This is a genomic window from Zhongshania antarctica (assembly GCF_014202945.1).
Classification (GTDB): domain Bacteria; phylum Pseudomonadota; class Gammaproteobacteria; order Pseudomonadales; family Spongiibacteraceae; genus Spongiibacter; species Spongiibacter antarcticus.
The window spans coordinates 413,817-430,513 of the sequence record NZ_JACHHW010000002.1; the positions used below are offsets into that span (position 1 = coordinate 413,817).

Genomic DNA, 16,697 nt, shown 5'->3' on the forward strand with positions numbered 1-16,697 from the left:
ACGTTCACTATTCGGCATTGTCAATGATGTGTATAGCATTATTAGAGCCGCGGGTATAGCAGACTAAGCCCTTATTGCCCGCGGACTAAGGCGGGTAACCAGGTAGCCAAGCTCGGCCACCACGCCAATAAAAATAACATTAGTAATTGCAAACCAATATACGGCGCCACCCCGCGATAAATATCTGCGGTCGACACCGATGGCGGCGCCACCCCGCGCAGATAAAATAGCGAAAAACCAAAGGGCGGCGTTAAGAATGAGGTTTGCAAATTCAGCGCAATCATAATGCCAAGCCAAATGGGATCAACGCCCATGGCCAGTAGAATCGGCCCCACAATTGGCACGACCACAAAAGTAATTTCGATAAAATCAAGAATAAAGCCCAGTAAAAATATCACCACCATCACGATCAACGTCGCGGTAACTACGCCACCGGGCAAACCATCGAAGAAGTGTTGGATGAGTTCGTCGCCACCAAAACCGCGAAACACCAATGAAAACACGGCGGCGCCGATTAAAATCATAAACACCATGCAGGTGACTTTTAAGGTTTCCCGCGCTACTTCACCCAGCCGCGCCCAGCTTAACTGACCTTTAACCGCGGCCATCAGCGCCGCGCCCAACGCACCCACCCCCGCCGCTTCGGTCGGCGTTGCGGCACCGACTAATATCGAGCCCAATACGGTCACAATGAGGCCGATCGGTGGCAACAACCCTTTTAACAGGGCACTTAACGGCGGCGGATTCAAATCTTTAGCGGCGGGCGCCCGCTCTGGTTGGCGTATGGCAACAAACCCCATATACAGCAAGTACAGGCACACCAATAGTAAGCCGGGAACCAACGCGCCAATAAACAAATCGCCAACAGACAAGGTCTTTGGGCTAAACACGCCCATGTCCAATTGCGCCTGTTGATAGGCGCTAGATAAGGTGTCGCCCAGCAAAACCAATGCGATGGACGGCGGAATAATTTGCCCTAGGGTGCCGGTAGCGCAAATGGTACCCGTGGCGAGCTTGGGGTCATAACCGCGACTGAGCATGGTCGGCAGTGACATCAAGCCCATGGTGACTACCGTGGCCCCAACAATACCGGTACTGGCGGCGAGTAACATGCCGACCAGTATCACGGAAAAGCCTAAGCCACCGCGTCTGCGACCAAACAAGGCCGCCATATTGTCGAGCAGCTCCTCTGCCAAGCGGCTTTTTTCTAATAACACCCCCATTAATACAAAAAGGGGGACCGCAATTAAGGTGACATTACTAATGGTGCCGTACAGGCGGTTTGGCAGCGCCGATAAAAACGATGCGTCGAAATACCCCAGCACAATGCCGATACCGGCAAAAATCATGGCGGTGCCCGCCAAACTAAAGGCCACCGGATAGCCCAACATGAGCACGAGGCAAATAGCGACAAACATCAAAATGGGTAGCAGCTCAATCAGCATGGCTAGGCGCCTCCTGATTGATTAGCACGAGCGCATTGCGCAGTAACTCAGCCAAACCCTGCAAAGCGAGATTAATCGCCATGAGCGGCAGTAAGGATTTTAATAAGTAAACAAAGGGCAGCCCCCCCGGTTCTACCGAGGTTTCGCGTATTGCCCAGGCATTAGCGGCAAAATCCCAGCTGCTTATTAAAATGAATCCGCAGAGGGGCAATAAAAACACAATACAGCCAATGCTATCGACCCACGCTTTGGTGCGCGCGGAATAACGATGGTAAAAAATATCTACCCGAACATGGCCGCCGTGTTTTAAGGTGTAGGCCGCACCCAACATGAATACGGTGCCGTGCAAATAGTTCACCGACTCCTGCAACGCGGTCAACCCCTGGCCAAAACCATAGCGCATAACAACCACGGTGGCGGTGCCTAACATCATTAAGGGAATTAAATACGCCAAAAGGCGTCCAAAGCGCTCGGTAAACGAATCGATTAAAAATACACACTGTTTCACTGATCGGTATCCCTGAGTAAGCGCCTCATTATAGCCATTCTATTGCCGCTGCCGCGAGTTTAGACCAGGAGAATCTATGCGTTCTGTAATCCTAAGTATTTTATTGGCGACATCTGCTAGCTTTAGTTACGCCGATGTTATCGCCCGCTATGCAATGGGGCCAGAAACCTTGGTATTGAGTTACCGCGACGATCAACATATTCGCGTTGACCGCGGCCAAATGGCCTATTCGATTATTAACGGCGAACAAGCGACAGCGATCATTAGCCAAGGCGGTGCGCAAATCGTCATGAACGTCGACGATATGGGCGATGTCATTGCCAGTGCGCAACAAGGTCAGACCATCAGTATTCCTGACACCCACGCCGTGAGTCTCAAACCCACCAAGGAATTTAGCAATATCGCCGGTTTCAAGGGGCGGCTTTATATTGCGAGTGATGGCGCCAACAGTTACCGCACCGTGCTCACCGACAGCCCTGCCGTTATTGAGGCCAGCGACGCACTGCGCCAGTTCTTTCGCCGCTTTGCCGGTGCCATGAAAAATGATCGTGGCAATAAGCTGCTCGCCCTCGAAAACAGCTTTAAAGACCAAGCTGAGCGCGGCGTGCTCTATGTGGAAGGTGGCTTCAAACTGCTCAGTATTAGCCAAGAGCAGCGTCCAAATAACCACTATACGCCGCCACCCATCGGCATTCAGTTCAATATGCCCGCCGCTAGCCGCTGAGACTGTCGCGGGGACGTCCAGTGATACCGTGATCTAAGCGCGTAAAATCGGTATCATTGCTTCCCCATGCCAATGTGAATTTAAGAGTGTTATGACAGATCAGGCCCCCTTTGCCGACCAAGAGACCTTATTAGAGTTATTTGCTGGCATCCATCCAACAAATAATCAGCCCATTTTCGAAAAGGTGCTCGCCACGCCGCTCGCCAACGTAAGCGAATACCGGCTGCTAAAGTCCCCCCTCTTTGTGCGCGGGCTTGCCGCATTAGATAGCGTAAAGATAAACGAGGATGCCCGTGGCCGCTTTACCCTGCTTGAGCACAGCGGCAATCTCTGCGTGCGGGTGTTTTTGCGTCAGCCCAATGAAGATTTGGAAGTTCAGCTCACTGCCGAATTAGAAAAACTCGGCGGCAGTTTAGACATAAAGACCGAACGTGCAATGGTCTACAGCATTCACTTTGGCGTCGGCTTTAGCAGTATTGAAGCCTTATTGAATAAGTGGGCCAATAGCGATCAAGCTAAGTGGGTCTACGGCAATGTCTACGACCCCGAGACCGGCGACCCGCTCAATTGGTGGCAGGCATTACTGCAGGTTTGAATCAATCGTCACAGGACTCCCCATGTTACTGCTAATTTCCCCAGCCAAGACCTTGGACTTTGAAAATCCTGCGCACACAAAAAAGTTTAGCCAGGCCGATTTCCTCGACCGCTCGCAGGTTTTAATTGAGCAATTACAAACGCTCAACCCTGAAGACATCTCCGGCTTAATGAAAATTAGCCCAAAGCTGGGCGAACTCAATCATCAGCGCTTTATGAACTGGCAGCTGCCCTTTGGCCCAGACAATGCCAAGGCAGCAGTACTGGCGTTTCGCGGTGACGTATACACCGGCCTCGACGCCGACAGTTTCAGCGCCAGCGATTTCACCTTTGCCCAGCAACATTTGCGCATACTCTCTGGCCTGTACGGCCTATTGCGCCCGCTTGATTTGATCCAGCCCTACCGGCTCGAAATGGGCACTAAATTTGAAAATAAGGCGGGCAAAAACCTCTATCAATTTTGGGATACCGCGATTACCGAGGCAGTGAATCACCAACTCGCCGAGATTAAATCGCAGGTTCTGGTGAATCTCGCGTCCAACGAATACTTTAGCGCTATCAAACCCAAGGCGCTGGCTGCTGACATTATTACCCCAACGTTCAAAGACTTTAAAAACGGCAAATACAAAATTATTAGCTTTTACGCCAAAAAAGCACGGGGCTTAATGGCCAGCTATGTAATTAAAAACCGTATTAAAAATGTCGATGACCTTAAGCAATTCAATAGCGATGGTTATTATTTTTGTCCTGAACAATCTACTGCCAGAGAATGGGTTTTTCTTAGAGACAGCCAAGACTAATAAGACTTTATTCCATCGCTAAAATTTGCCGCCACTCCTCCGGAGTAACGGGCATAATCGACAAGCGACTGCCTTTTTGGACGAGTGTCATTTCGCCCAGCGCGGGTTCAGCTTTCAGCTCGGCCAGCGCAATGAGGCGCTTAAATTTTCGCTCAAAGCGCACATCTACCATATACCAACGCGGGTTTTCTGGGCTGGCCTTGGGGTCAAAATAGCGAGACTCTGGGTTTTGCGCGCTGCTATCTGGGTAAGCCTCACGCACCACTTCGGCAATGCCTGCAATACCCGGTTGCGGGCAAGAGGAGTGATAAAAGAACACTTTGTCACCCACTTTCATTTGGTCGCGCATCATATTGCGAGCCTGATAGTTTCTGACCCCGTCCCAATGTTCAGTGCCCTTTGGCCGCCTGCGAAGATCGTCGAGACTAAACGTGTCAGGCTCAGATTTCATCAGCCAGTAAGCCATTGTTGTACTCCTGAAAAAGCCGTTACACTTGGCGACAGCCGAGGATAGGCTATCAACCTTCGCCAAGGAATGATTTAAGCATAATTCAAAGGGATTTAACCATGAGTCAAGCCAAACCCTTTTCACAGGCCTGTGAGAACAATCAGTCGTTTATCTTAGAGATCCTTGCGCCTCTGTTTACAGCCGGGCAACGAGTATTGGAAGTTGGCAGCGGCACGGGCCAGCACGCCGTGCATTTTGCCGCTAACTTACCCAAGCTTCATTGGCAGTGCAGTGATCGACGTGAAAATTTGGAGGGTATTCAGGCCTGGATCGACGACGCCAAACTCGACAATTTAGCGCCGCCGCTTGCGCTAGACACCAGAGACCTAGCGTGGCCGCAGCCCGCATTTGATGGTATTTACTCGGCCAATACCCTGCATATTATGAGCTGGCACGAAGTAGAATTGTTTTTTAGTCATTTACGCAAAAGCCTCAAAGACGACGGCCTGCTCTGTATTTACGGCCCGTTTAACTATCAGGGCAAATACACGTCTGCCAGCAATGCGAGCTTTGATCAATGGCTAAAACAGCGCAATCCTCAGAGTGGCATCAGGGACTTCGAGGCCATCAATGCCTTGGCCGAAAAAATAGACTTACACTTGCTCGCAGATCATGCCATGCCCGCCAATAACCGCCTGATAATTTGGCGCTCGCAAGGCAGCAGATAGGCGCCGCGATATGCAAAATTTAAGGCATAAAAAAACCCGGCGCAGTGGCCGGGTTTTTTTATGAGCTATTAATCGCAAACAGTGCGCTTAGTAGTCAGTTTCCTCAGAAGTATCGTACTCGTACTCGTCTTCTAATGCTGGCTCTGCTTCTGCAGGGGCTTCTTCAACCATTGGCTCATCTTCAACCATTGGCTCGTCCATCATGGGCTCGTCCATCATGGGCTCGTCCATCATGGGCTCTTCGACTGCAGGCTCGTCATACATCATTGGCTCTACTGAATCACTAGAACCGTCGCCAACTACCTTCAACTCTACACGACGGTTTTGCGCACGGCCGTCTTTAGTGTCGTTGCTGGCAATAGGCTGCTCTTCGCCGTAGCCGCGAGCAGTTAGGCGATTCGCCTCAACACCACTGCCAACCAAGTAGCTTTTTACAGACTTAGCGCGGTTTTGCGACAGGTTCATATTGTAGCTGTCACTGCCGGTGCTATCAGTGTGGCCTTGTAGCTCAACGTCAAAACCAGGTGAACTCACCAGTGTTTCAGCAACACCATTAAGAATGGTCTCTGCATTCATGGTTAGCTGAGCACTGTTTAGCTCAAAGTTAACACCGCGCAGAATAACCGCTTGGTCTTTAGCACAGCCATTAGACATGACAGCTTGACCAGCCGGAGTATCAGGGCATGCATCATCGGCATCAACAACGCCATCGTTGTCACCGTCTAAAGGACAGCCACTGGCATTTACTTTAGCGCCAGCTGGGGTATTTGGACACTGGTCAAGATAGTCAGCAACACCGTCATTATCGCCGTCAAGTGGGCAGCCAACGCTGTCTACTTGAACGCCGCGTGGGGTTCCTGGGCACTGGTCAGTTTCGTCAGAAACGCCGTCGCCGTCGCTATCTTTTACGCCGTACTGGGCTTCAAAGAAATTGTAGCGCAAGCCGAGTTGCACGCTCTGCGCGCTGTATTCGTTCTCTTGCTCAATTGCCGCTGACTTGAAGGTTGCATCTTCTGCAACACTATAGCGATAGCCTGCATCGAGCGCCAAACGCGGGGTCAGGAAGTAAGTGATACCAGCACCCAATTGGCCAATGGTAACGTCATCATCGGCATCGCCCATGTCGAGGTTAGCCATGCCCAAACCAAAACCGATGTAAGGGCGCAGACGTTCGCCAGCGGCGAAGTCATACCACACGTTACCCATCATCGAGGTTACTTCAAGGCTGTTGTCGCTGGTGGTTGACACGCCGCCACTCGAAATTTTATCAATGTCGTTCTCGCCCTGGCGGTATTCAAATTCAATACGTACTGGGCTAGCAAATTTATAACCAATGCTAAAACCATAACTGGCATCTTTGTCATAGCTGGTTTCGATGTTTGCAGAACTAGTCGATGAGCCACCCAACAATCCGTTGAGTACATCGCCAATCAGCGGAATCGCAGCAAAGCCGCCCGCAGTTGTCGTTGTCGCAGTGCCATCAGCATCAAATACTTCATTGTAAAAAGCGTTACCGCCAACATAGAAGCCAGTTTCCTGATCTTCAGCCATTGCCGCGCCGGTTGCTGATGCTAATATCACACCCGCAGCCAGAGCCGATTTCCATTGCTTACTCATAAACATCCCCTGATCATTAAAGTTATACCTCCCATCAAAACTGAGCAGTTTCAACGAGGGGGTTTTTCTCACTTGCGCAATACTAGTCCATAGTAGTGCAAATTATCATTAAAAATGCGTGCACAATTAACGAATACGCAAACCCGCATGCTAAACCGGCAAAGCATCGCCGTAAAGCATCGCCATTTAACGGCGGGCCAAATTTCCTTATTTAGAACGTATAACCTTTAAAGAAACCCGCCTATTCAGCGCTCGGCCCTCGCTAGTGCTGTTATCCGCTACCGGCATATTAGCGCCAAATGCCTGAATTTCAATACGCTCAGCAATAACACCTAGGCTAACTAGCGCCCTGCCAACTGCCCGCGCCCGCGCCCGAGACAAGCGATAGTTAGCCTCAGCATCGCCGCTATCGTCGCTGTGGCCTTGAATCGCTAATCGATATTGTGGCGATGCTAGCATCACCGCCGTTACCGCGGTTAAGCGGGCTTTAGCATCGGCATTAAGTTCCGTTTCACCGAGCCCAAAGCGGATACTTTCCAGGCCAACGCTCTGCCGCGCCGCACAGCCATTACGCAATACTCGCTCACCTGGAGCACTATTAGAACATTGATCTACACTGTTTTTGACCCCATCGTTATCGCTGTCCATACAGCCATTACTATCCACTTCATTCTCTGCTGGGGTATTAGGGCAGCGATCGAGTGGGTCAATAATCCCGTCACCATCGCTGTCGGCACAGCCATAAAAATCAACGACCGCACTCCGCAGCGTTTCAGGGCAACGATCCTGCTCGTCCGCAATCCCGTCAGCATCGCTGTCCCTTAGAGCGCGACCGGTGGTGGATGCAAAGTGATAGCGCAGTCCCATCTGCCAGCGCCCACCGCCTTGCGGAATAGTAAACCTAGTTTCGGCAGTTTTAAGTTGCGCATCTTCGCCAATCGCATACTGATACGACATATCAAGCTGCCACTGCGGCGTCAAAGCTAGCCCAACACCCGCACCGGTAAATAGCGTCCACTGCTGGTGAGACGCCCCCGCAAGCCGACTCTGTAAACCACCCAGCCCGGCACCCAGATAGGGGCGAAACCGTGGGGTCATCAGCGAAAAGTCACGCCAGAGCGACACGCTCAATGCGTGTTGGGCAAGCTCCATATTTATAGGCTCCGCCGCAGAGCCGCCGCGGAGACGGCCGCGCTCAGATACATACCCGGCTTCTAGCCGCCAGTCATCGGCAAAGCTCAGCCCCGCCGCAATGTGGTAGTTGTCCCCTCTAGATTGATCTAGCGGGTCGGTATTGGTATTGGTATTGGGCGATGGTGGAAACAACACAGAAGACGAGTCACTAGCGTCATTAGCATAAGCCTCGGCCGTGCCGGACGGCCAAGACCCGCCCAGACCCGCTTTTAAATAATAGTGGCCATTTGCCTCACCCGCGTCGCAGACGAAGGGCAAAAAGCTAGCGAATAGCGCTAGGCCCTGCCAATAACTAGATTTTTGCACGCTCACATCCCGTCACAACTCAATACCTCGCTGCTGAGCACCGAGTGTATCCCTGGCAGCCACTTTCACCAATAGCGCAGAAAACAGTGCTTTGCGATACCATACACCTCTTGTATTCACTCTTTACCCCAAGGCAGCCTAGCCCATGATCCCTGAACTCCTGTCCCCCGCCGGCAGCCTCCGCAATATGCGCTACGCCTTTGCTTATGGCGCAGATGCTGTCTACGCCGGACAACCCCGCTATAGCCTGCGCGTCCGCAATAATGAATTTAAAGATCTCGATACTCTGCGCACCGGTATGGAAGAGGCCCACGGCCAGGGCAAAAAATTCTACCTCGCCTCGAATATTTCCCCGCACAACGACAAAATACGCAGTTATTTACGGGATTTAGAACCGGTAATTGAGATGGGGCCCGACGCCCTGATCATGGCCGACCCCGGCCTCATGATGTTGGTGCGCGAAAAATGGCCCGAGCAAGTTATTCACCTGTCCGTGCAAGCCAACGCGGTGAACTGGGCGGCCGTTAAATTCTGGCATCAAAACGGCATTCAACGAGTCATTCTGTCTCGCGAGCTGGCTCTGGACGAAATTGAAGAAATTCGCCAGCGCGTGCCTGAGATGGAAATAGAAGTCTTTGTGCACGGCGCGCTGTGTATTGCCTACTCAGGCCGCTGCCTGCTATCTGGCTATATGAACCACCGCGACCCCAATCAAGGCGCCTGCACCAATGCCTGCCGCTGGAAATATCAGGCTCACGAGGCCAAAGAAGATGAAACCGGCGACATTGTTGCGGTAAACAAACCCGCGCCAGTGCAAACCTATGTTCCCGAACCACAGCCCGCCATTGTCACCGAGCCGGTCTTATTACAGCAGGCTCAGCGCCCCGGCGAGTTCATGCCTGCCTACGAAGACGAACACGGCACCTATATAATGAACTCCAAGGATTTACGAGCGGTACAGCACGTCGAACGCCTAGCCGCGATGGGTGTGCACTCTTTAAAAATTGAAGGCCGCACCAAATCCCACTACTACGTAGCGCGCACTGCCCAAGTCTACCGCCGCGCCATAGATGATGCCGCCCACGGCAAGCCCTTTGACATGCAGCTAATGGATGAACTCGACACCCTCGCCAACCGGGGCTATACCGAAGGCTTTTATCGCCGCCATCCGCCAAAGGAATACCAAAACTACGAAATGGGCCTTAACAATGCCCAACAGCAGCAGTTTGTTGGTGAAGTCGTCGATGCCCGCGATTCGGTTATCACCATCGATGTAAAAAACCGCTTTGTAACCGGTGATACCCTGGAGTTAATGCTGCCAGGTGGCAATACTCGCTTCCAGCTGAAAACCCTAAGCGACAAGCATGGCAAGGCCATCGATGCCGCGCCCGGTTCCGGTCACCGCGTGCAAATCCCGCTAGATCAGCCTCTGCCCGAGGCGGCACTAAAATACGGACTCTTGGTCAAAGACATCAACGCTTAATTTGGCAAGCTACACTGCAGTAAACTGACGATAAAAAAACAGGACACAATATGGAACGGCAAAAGTTGCGCAATTTGCGGGGACTGGTCAACATCAGTCTGCTAAGCATGGTATTTGGCGCTATTCTCAACTTACTGGGCGACCTGCTCGGCAATAACTACGTGCTCGTCATTGGCTTTTTAGTGGTGCTGATAACGTTCTACTGTTACCGCCGTGCCGACAGCGAAGCGGCGTCCAGCATGGCCTACTATTTGTGGCGTTATCTTCCGACCTTGATTTTTGTTGCCATGCCGATTTTCATCTATTGGATCAGCAGCGATGCCCAGTGGTCACTTTCAGAGATTGTTCTGCTCACCCAAATCGCGACGAGCTATGTGCTACCGATACTGTGTTTGCTCTATGTTGAACGCGTGCTAAAGAACGCCCAGCAGTAACACCACCCCCGCTCCTGAACCGCTTGAAACATAGCATTCAGGGGCCTATTCATCGCCCCGCCGAAACGGCAGCATGGCACTGGCCTCGCGCAAATACTGGGCAATATGCTGTTTTTCATCATCGAGAAAGCGCGCCACCGCCTCAGAAAAATCCGCATCCGCTAAAAAGTGATTTGAATAAGTCAGTATTGGCGTAAATCCCCGCTGAATTTTATGCTCGCCCTGCGCGCCAGGGTCAAAATGGCGTAAGCCTTCGCGTAGGCAATATTCAATGCCTTGATAATAACAGGTTTCAAAGTGCAGAAATTCATACTCTCGCACGCACCCCCAATAGCGGCCATAGAGGGTGTGCTGATCGCGAAAATTCAGTGCCACCGCCACCGGCTCATTGCCGTGACTCGCCACCACCATCACTAAATTTTCAGACATGGTCGCGGCTAACTGGGCAAAAAATGCCTCTGGCAAATAACCGCCGTGACCGCTGCGCTTGGCGTACGTTAATTGGTAACAGTGGAAAAAGAAACGCCACTGCGCGGCGCTGATTTCATCGCCCACTAAAATCTGCAAGTCTAAACCCTGCTCCGCCACAACCCGCCGCTCTTTGCGCAAAGTCTTGCGCTTGCGGGAGCTAAAACTGGCTAAGAAGCCTTCAAAATCGCCGTAATCTCGATCGTACCAATGGTACTGAGGACCAACACGCTGCATAAAGCCCTGCTCTTGCCAGGCCGTCGACACTTCAGGCTTGGAAAACAAGATATGGGCCGACGACGCGCCGAGCGCTCTTGCATGTGCGGGTAAGGCTGTTGCTACGGCCGCCATCACCGCATCGCGATCGGCCTCATCACTCACACACAAACGCGGGCCAGTTGCCGGCGTAAAGGGGATTGCCGCTAATAATTTAGGGTAGTAAGAGCGCCCATGGCGCTGATAGGCATCGGCCCAAGACCAGTCGAAAACGTATTCGCCGTAACTATGGGTTTTAATGTACATCGGCATCACGCCAATAACGCGGTCGTCACGGCGCGCAACCACATGGTGAGGCTGCCAACCTTTTTCAGCCGTCACCGCGCCGCTGGTTTCCAGCGCAGATAGAAATTCATAGCGGGTAAAGGGATACTCAACGCCCGCTATCGCATTCCAGTTCTCTATGCCGAGATCCGCAATGGCGCTAATAAACTCCAAATCCACCATCAATAAGGTCTCACGCTGCCAACATAAAGTGCAGCACAATACCGGCAAAAATGACCGCGCCTACCCAATTATTGTTTAAAAAGGCCTTAAAGCAGTCATCGGGCAGACGGTAGCGAATAAGGCGTTGCTGGTAAATAAACAGGCCACTGGCGGCAATAAGACTGGCGTAATATATGAAGCTCATGCCAAAGCGTACGCCAACCATGAGCATGACAATAATCACGCAAACCTGGAGCATGGCGGTGATCGTAATATCGTCATCACCAAACAGTATTGCGGTGGATTTAACGCCAATTTTTAGATCATCCTCGCGGTCTACCATCGCGTAAAAGGTGTCGTAGCACACCGTCCAGATCAGCACCCCAATGTAAATTAACCACAGCGCAGGTGGCAGCGAAGCGGTCTGCGCAGCAAAGGCCATAGGAATACCCCACGCAAAAGCAGCGCCCAAAGCCAACTGGGGTAAATGGGTATAACGCTTCATAAAGGGGTAGGTGGCGGCTAATAGCACCGCGCCAAAAGACAAGAACACAGTCAGTTGATTGGTGAATAACACCAGTACAAAGGCCAGCAGACACAAGCTGGCAAAAAGGATCAACGCTTCTTTTTCACTGACTAAGCCCTGGGCAAACGGCCGCAGCTTGGTACGGCTGACATGGGCATCTATTTTTCGGTCTGCGTAATCATTAATGACACAGCCCGCCGAGCGCATAAGAAACGTGCCTAAAATAAAAATGAGCAGTAAATGCCAATCTGGCACGCCTTCCGCCGCCAACCACAAAGCCCACAATGTTGGCCAAAGCACCAGATAGGTGCCTATTGGTCGATCCACCCTCATCAATGCGAGGTAGTGGGGATATTGCTTTTTAAGCTCGGTAATTAACTGCTGCATAATTCACTCGCTCGCACTTTGAATTGAGTATACCAGTACTCATTGCCCCAATTTTAGCGCCTACCAGGGGCAAAACGCTGGCAGAAAAATCTCGCTCACCATAATAGGGTGTTGGCTCAGCAAAAACCGTGACCGCCGTCCCCACAGCACTTTCTCTGAGTCAGGACTTATACCTAGCGACAAATCAGCGACGGGCAGCTGGCAAATCTCGTAAGGATCGCGGGACATCATGGGGTCGGTAAACAATAAATGGCCGAGTGGCCGATTATCGAGATGGCGCAATCGCGCCAAACGTCCAACGAGGGACGTCGCAGGCATAACACTGCGGGCAAACACCCACGGCTCATTACGGCAACAGAGCAACACTTCGCGAACCAAGCCCCACTCCCGATCGCCCATATTCAATAGGCGACGCTCAGATAGGCGGGGCAACTGCCAGCGTTGCGACAAAACGTCAACGTGGAAATGCCCCTCCGAAACGCGGCGCAAATGGGCAGTTAAAGAGCCGGTATCCAGCAGCCAGCGAGCATCTTTTGCCGGTAACTGAGCGGCCGCACGTTTTTTACAGTTCTGCCAACGCGGTTCAGCGGTCTGGATTCGACTTGTTTGAAAAGCGTACAATAGCGGCCATTCCAGAATGGTAAATAAGAAGATAGTAAGCTTCGGCCGCAATAAGTGCCGCGCCAAATGCCTGTATGTGGCGGCAGAATGCGTGATTCACCAGCGACTTGCAAGTTCCAATATCGGCCGAATGGACCATGCTATCGAAAGACTTTTAACTTAAGCTTCGTGAATAGAAGCACTGTATTTAGGGGATGTAAGCAAATGAGTAAATGGGAATGTATTGTCTGCGGTTGGGTCTACGACGAAGCCGTGGGTGACCCGGATTCCGGAATCGCCGCCGGCACGCGCTGGGAGGACATTCCCGACGACTGGCTATGCCCCGACTGCGGCGTGGGTAAAGAAGACTTTGAAATGATTGAAAAGTCGGAAGAAAGCGATCTACCCCATCATGAAGAACCCGCCACCGCCAGCGCCGAAGCGGCCATTGTGGTTATTGGCACCGGTTTAGCCGGCTACGGTCTGGTTCGCGAAATTCGCAAATACGACAAAGACAGCCCCATCATCATGATTAGCGCCGACGACGGCCGCGCCTATTCTAAGCCAATGCTATCGACCGGCTTCACCAAAAATATGGACGCCGATGCCCTCGCACAGAAAGACGCTGGCGGCATGGGTGAAGACCTTAATGCCAGCGTGTGGACGCTGACCAAAGTCACCGCAATCAACACCGCCAGCCAAACCATTACCATTGGCGACCAAGCCACCCAAGTACATTACAAAAAGCTGGTCTTGGCACTGGGCGCCGATGTTATCCGGCCGCCCATCAAAGGCGATGCCTTGGAATACGTCTACTCAGTCAATGATTTGCTGGATTACGACGACTTCCGCACCGCTGTGGCGAAAAATAACGTGAAGAAAGTCTGCATTATTGGCGGCGGTCTTATCGGCTGCGAATTTACCAATGACTTGCTCAATGGCGGCATTGAAACAGAAACCGTCGACCCACTGGGATATTGCATTCCTACCCTGCTACCCGAAGTCGCGGGAAAGGCTGTACAAGCAGGTCTCGAAGCCAAGGGCGCAAAATTCCATTTTGGGCCGCTAGTAACTGAAGTAAATAAAGCCGGTGATTCACTGGCGGTGAGCCTCAACAATGGCGAAACCATTAGCTGTGACTTGGTCTTGTCCGCCGTTGGCGTGCGTCCGCAAATCAAGCTCGCCCAAGACGCCGGCATTACAGTGAACCGCGGTATCGCCACCAACCGCCTACTGGAAACCAGTGCGCCCAATGTCTACGCCATGGGTGACTGCGCGGAAGTCGCTGGCCACGTTCTGGTTTATGTTGCCCCACTCATGGCCCAGGCCCGCGCCTTGGCCAAAACCCTCACCGGCGACGCCACCGAGGTCAGCTACCCCGCCATGCCGGTCACGATTAAAACACCGGCTTGCCCCGTCACAGTTAGCCCTGCGCCTCGAGATGCTAAAGGCAGCTGGGAAATCGAGCAAGATGGCGTCAATGTAGTAGCGCGCTTTGTCGGCACGAATGGCGACTTACTTGGCTTTGCCTTAACGGGCGAAGGCACCAAGCAAAAAATGGCCCTGCAAAAGCAATTGCCGGCGATTATGCCCTAGCGAAATGCCTTTGTTGATAGAAATGCCTTTGCATTTTTGATTGAAGCGGCTGCCACTAAGGCAGCCGTTTTTTTGTTTCCATACTGTGCTGATAGATTCAGGCGGAAATGACGCCCTTAATCTGATCGATACGATACCGAATTCACACCGTAAGCGCTAAACTCACTATTCATCGCGTAAAATATTTCTGGGAGTAATTGAACTAGGAACTGATCCAATTCCACAACAGCCCTTTTGTTGCTATCGGCGAGTGATACTATTTCATCGTTAACCCGCTCATATTGGTCATATAAGGCCAATACGCGTGATTGCGCACTTTTATAATCAATCTCAACATCTTCTAACTTATCTTTGGCCCAATCCCGCTCATCAATACACTCTTCAATTTTCTCATTGAGATCATCTGTAGCCCGCTGTTCTTGAAAATTGCATTTTTCTAAACATCGCCGATCCGGTTCATTGCGATAAGTGCCAAAAATAGGGTCCCTAACCCGCCGTTGACATCGATTTCCACAATCAAAATCAACGCCCTCGGCCCGGCAATTTGAGCTCGCATCATCAATATACGATTCGGCCTTGCTTTTATATTCATCCATTTTTTCAACGAGAGGGTTAATGCGCGGCATAAGGCTTTGGCGCTCTTCCAGGAGCGGCTTTAATTTGGCATCCCTGGCATTAAAAGATTTAACTTTCTCGTGAATACGGCCTAACTCTGCGGCATCCAAGTCAGCTACTTGCCTATAAATTTTCGTCAGGCTAGCGATGCCCTCTTGGTAAGCTTGGATTTTTTCAGCGTTGTTCTCGGCGTGGTAAATGGCATTGTCAAAGCGCTCTGTGTATTCTGAGCACGGACTACTGTTGAATACTTCTTGGAACACTTTATCGCTATAAAACTGCTTACTACACCTCGATCCCACATCATTAAATTGGCCGCGTAGCGTTTCCAGTCCGCCATTACTGGCACCTCCAGACTCATTACTTGCGCTTGGCAAAATCTTCCAGCGCACAATTTTTTTCTCTAGTGAAGTGAGCTCACTCACTACGTCATCAAGGGTTTTTGCCACTTGATCATTAGCAACATAAGTGCGTAAGTTTGTGATTTGCTCAGCACTCGGTGCATCGCCCGTTAACTCACCATACTCAGTCCATGCCCGAACAACGCGTTCGCTGGCACGTTCTAACTCCGCTCTTGTGTCACTAATGTCAGCATAAGCATAGCTTGTGTACGCTGAAACCACAGCAAGACACAGCACGCACAAAACAGCGTGCGCCAACTGCTTGGTTCTTAGGAAAAAAATTAACATCTGAATGGGGGCTCTACTTAAAATATTTTGTCTAACGGCTCAGCTTTGACTTTACCCCGCGATGTAAACGAGGTCAATTTAGCACCGTCGGCAAAGCTCACCGACATAAAAATGGGGGAGCCACAAAGCTCCCCCATTTTTATGTGTTCACAATTTTATTGAAAACTCGCTAAGTATTATTCCGGCCGCAATTCAAAATCCAAGCGCGTATTGGCAATCTCCAAGGTGTCGCCATGCGCTAATTTACGTGGCTGTAAACCAATCTGCACGCCGTTAACCGTCGGGGTGCGACCATCTTGGCCTTCGATATGCTCCAAGTAGTAATCTTGCTGGCGTCGACTAATTGCCGCCACTTGCAAGCCCGCTTTACCTAACTTGGTCTGGGCTTTGCTCAACACCATTTCTCGGCCGGCTGCCCCCCCATTCTGCACCCGCAAATACCCTAGCAGGGCTGCTGGCGCAGGTTCGGCGCTGCGCATCGCTGGGCGAATGGCAATGGTCTTTTCGACCTCATCATCTGTTTCTGCAGCACGCTGGAGGCCCTGATAGGTAAGTGAATGCTTACCAATAGTGATGTAGTCGCCGCTGCGCAGGGCGTGGCGGGTCACCGGATTGCCATTGACCAAGGTGCCATTGGTACTGCCTAAATCAAGCAGAAAACTGTCATTCTGAAAGGTTTCGACCGCCGCATGACGACCACTCACCGCAAGATTTTCTATGCAAATATCATTATCGGCCGCCCGGCCAATAGTGACCCGCTCTTTGTCGAGGGGAAAATCCTCAAGCACTCTACCCTGAAAACTGAGAATCAGCTTTGCCATAATCCTAATCCG

General features: G+C 51.5%; 17 protein-coding genes. 7 read left to right on the plus strand and 10 right to left on the minus strand.

Translation table 11 applies throughout. The annotated features are described in order from the left end of the window. Positions 1-71: 71 nt before the first annotated feature. Positions 72-1,445, minus strand: a complete 1,374-nt coding sequence (locus tag HNQ57_RS04795) for a TRAP transporter large permease (protein WP_226968226.1) — start codon at positions 1,443-1,445, stop codon at positions 72-74. Next, positions 1,435-1,953, minus strand: coding sequence for a TRAP transporter small permease subunit (locus HNQ57_RS04800; protein ID WP_184461466.1), 519 nt, complete (start codon positions 1,951-1,953; stop codon positions 1,435-1,437). Before HNQ57_RS04800 ends, HNQ57_RS04795 begins: the two co-directional genes overlap by 11 nt. 76 nt (positions 1,954-2,029) lie before the next feature. Here HNQ57_RS04800 and HNQ57_RS04805 point away from each other — a divergent pair, with 76 nt between their 5' ends. The 3 genes from HNQ57_RS04805 to yaaA all read left to right on the plus strand — a co-directional run bounded on the left by HNQ57_RS04805 (position 2,030) and on the right by yaaA (position 4,071). Then, on the plus strand, positions 2,030-2,677 hold the full coding sequence (locus tag HNQ57_RS04805) for a hypothetical protein (RefSeq protein WP_184461467.1): 648 nt from the start codon (positions 2,030-2,032) through the stop codon (positions 2,675-2,677). 91 nt (positions 2,678-2,768) lie between these two features. Next, on the plus strand, positions 2,769-3,272 hold the full coding sequence (locus HNQ57_RS04810) for a DUF4265 domain-containing protein (RefSeq protein ID WP_184461468.1): 504 nt from the start codon (positions 2,769-2,771) through the stop codon (positions 3,270-3,272). Between the two features lie 22 nt (positions 3,273-3,294). Beyond that, entirely contained in the window at positions 3,295-4,071 is a 777-nt protein-coding gene (yaaA, locus tag HNQ57_RS04815; RefSeq protein ID WP_184461469.1) for a peroxide stress protein YaaA, read from the plus strand. Between the two features lie 7 nt (positions 4,072-4,078). On the opposite strand, the gene HNQ57_RS04820 is transcribed toward yaaA, so the two are convergent. Next, the gene (locus HNQ57_RS04820) at positions 4,079-4,537 is read right to left on the minus strand and encodes an EVE domain-containing protein (RefSeq protein WP_184461470.1); all 459 of its coding nucleotides are present in this window, start codon (positions 4,535-4,537) and stop codon (positions 4,079-4,081) included. Between the two features lie 101 nt (positions 4,538-4,638). Between HNQ57_RS04820 and HNQ57_RS04825 the strand changes: the two genes are divergently transcribed. Further along, on the plus strand, positions 4,639-5,247 hold the full coding sequence (locus HNQ57_RS04825) for a DUF938 domain-containing protein (protein ID WP_184461471.1): 609 nt from the start codon (positions 4,639-4,641) through the stop codon (positions 5,245-5,247). A gap of 87 nt (positions 5,248-5,334) precedes the next feature. On the opposite strand, the gene HNQ57_RS17695 is transcribed toward HNQ57_RS04825, so the two are convergent. Continuing rightward, the gene (locus HNQ57_RS17695; protein WP_221301573.1) at positions 5,335-6,864 is read right to left on the minus strand and encodes an OmpA family protein; all 1,530 of its coding nucleotides are present in this window, start codon (positions 6,862-6,864) and stop codon (positions 5,335-5,337) included. A 207-nt stretch (positions 6,865-7,071) separates the two neighbouring features. After that, positions 7,072-8,364, minus strand: coding sequence for an OmpA family protein (locus tag HNQ57_RS04835; protein ID WP_184461472.1), 1,293 nt, complete (start codon positions 8,362-8,364; stop codon positions 7,072-7,074). A 145-nt stretch (positions 8,365-8,509) separates the two neighbouring features. Between HNQ57_RS04835 and trhP the strand changes: the two genes are divergently transcribed. Together trhP and HNQ57_RS04845 are read left to right on the plus strand one after the other, a co-directional pair. Continuing rightward, positions 8,510-9,847 (plus strand): prephenate-dependent tRNA uridine(34) hydroxylase TrhP, encoded by a 1,338-nt coding sequence (gene trhP, locus HNQ57_RS04840; RefSeq protein ID WP_184461473.1) that lies wholly within the window; start codon positions 8,510-8,512, stop codon positions 9,845-9,847. 50 nt (positions 9,848-9,897) lie between these two features. Continuing rightward, complete coding sequence (locus HNQ57_RS04845) at positions 9,898-10,281, plus strand: hypothetical protein (protein WP_008252939.1); 384 nt, start codon at positions 9,898-9,900, stop codon at positions 10,279-10,281. A gap of 45 nt (positions 10,282-10,326) precedes the next feature. Here HNQ57_RS04845 and HNQ57_RS04850 read toward each other — a convergent pair whose 3' ends face one another. The 3 genes from HNQ57_RS04850 to HNQ57_RS04860 are packed head-to-tail and all read right to left on the minus strand — an operon-like array spanning position 10,327 to position 12,985. Beyond that, positions 10,327-11,472: a GNAT family N-acetyltransferase gene (locus HNQ57_RS04850; protein ID WP_184461539.1), complete on the minus strand. Its 1,146-nt coding sequence runs from the start codon at positions 11,470-11,472 to the stop codon at positions 10,327-10,329. Positions 11,473-11,482: 10 nt separating this feature from the next. Beyond that, positions 11,483-12,364 (minus strand): 4-hydroxybenzoate octaprenyltransferase, encoded by an 882-nt coding sequence (gene ubiA / locus HNQ57_RS04855; RefSeq protein WP_184461474.1) that lies wholly within the window; start codon positions 12,362-12,364, stop codon positions 11,483-11,485. A 60-nt stretch (positions 12,365-12,424) separates the two neighbouring features. Then, positions 12,425-12,985, minus strand: a complete 561-nt coding sequence (locus tag HNQ57_RS04860; protein WP_184461475.1) for a chorismate--pyruvate lyase family protein — start codon at positions 12,983-12,985, stop codon at positions 12,425-12,427. A 204-nt stretch (positions 12,986-13,189) separates the two neighbouring features. Here HNQ57_RS04860 and HNQ57_RS04865 point away from each other — a divergent pair, with 204 nt between their 5' ends. Then, the gene (locus tag HNQ57_RS04865) at positions 13,190-14,560 is read left to right on the plus strand and encodes an FAD-dependent oxidoreductase (RefSeq protein WP_184461476.1); all 1,371 of its coding nucleotides are present in this window, start codon (positions 13,190-13,192) and stop codon (positions 14,558-14,560) included. 116 nt (positions 14,561-14,676) lie between these two features. Here the strand turns inward: HNQ57_RS04865 and HNQ57_RS04870 are convergent, their stop codons facing one another. Together HNQ57_RS04870 and HNQ57_RS04875 are read right to left on the minus strand one after the other, a co-directional pair. Further along, positions 14,677-15,864: a hypothetical protein gene (locus HNQ57_RS04870; protein WP_184461477.1), complete on the minus strand. Its 1,188-nt coding sequence runs from the start codon at positions 15,862-15,864 to the stop codon at positions 14,677-14,679. Positions 15,865-16,040: 176 nt separating this feature from the next. Continuing rightward, positions 16,041-16,685, minus strand: a complete 645-nt coding sequence (locus tag HNQ57_RS04875) for an FHA domain-containing protein (protein WP_184461478.1) — start codon at positions 16,683-16,685, stop codon at positions 16,041-16,043. Between the last annotated feature and the right edge of the window lie 12 nt (positions 16,686-16,697).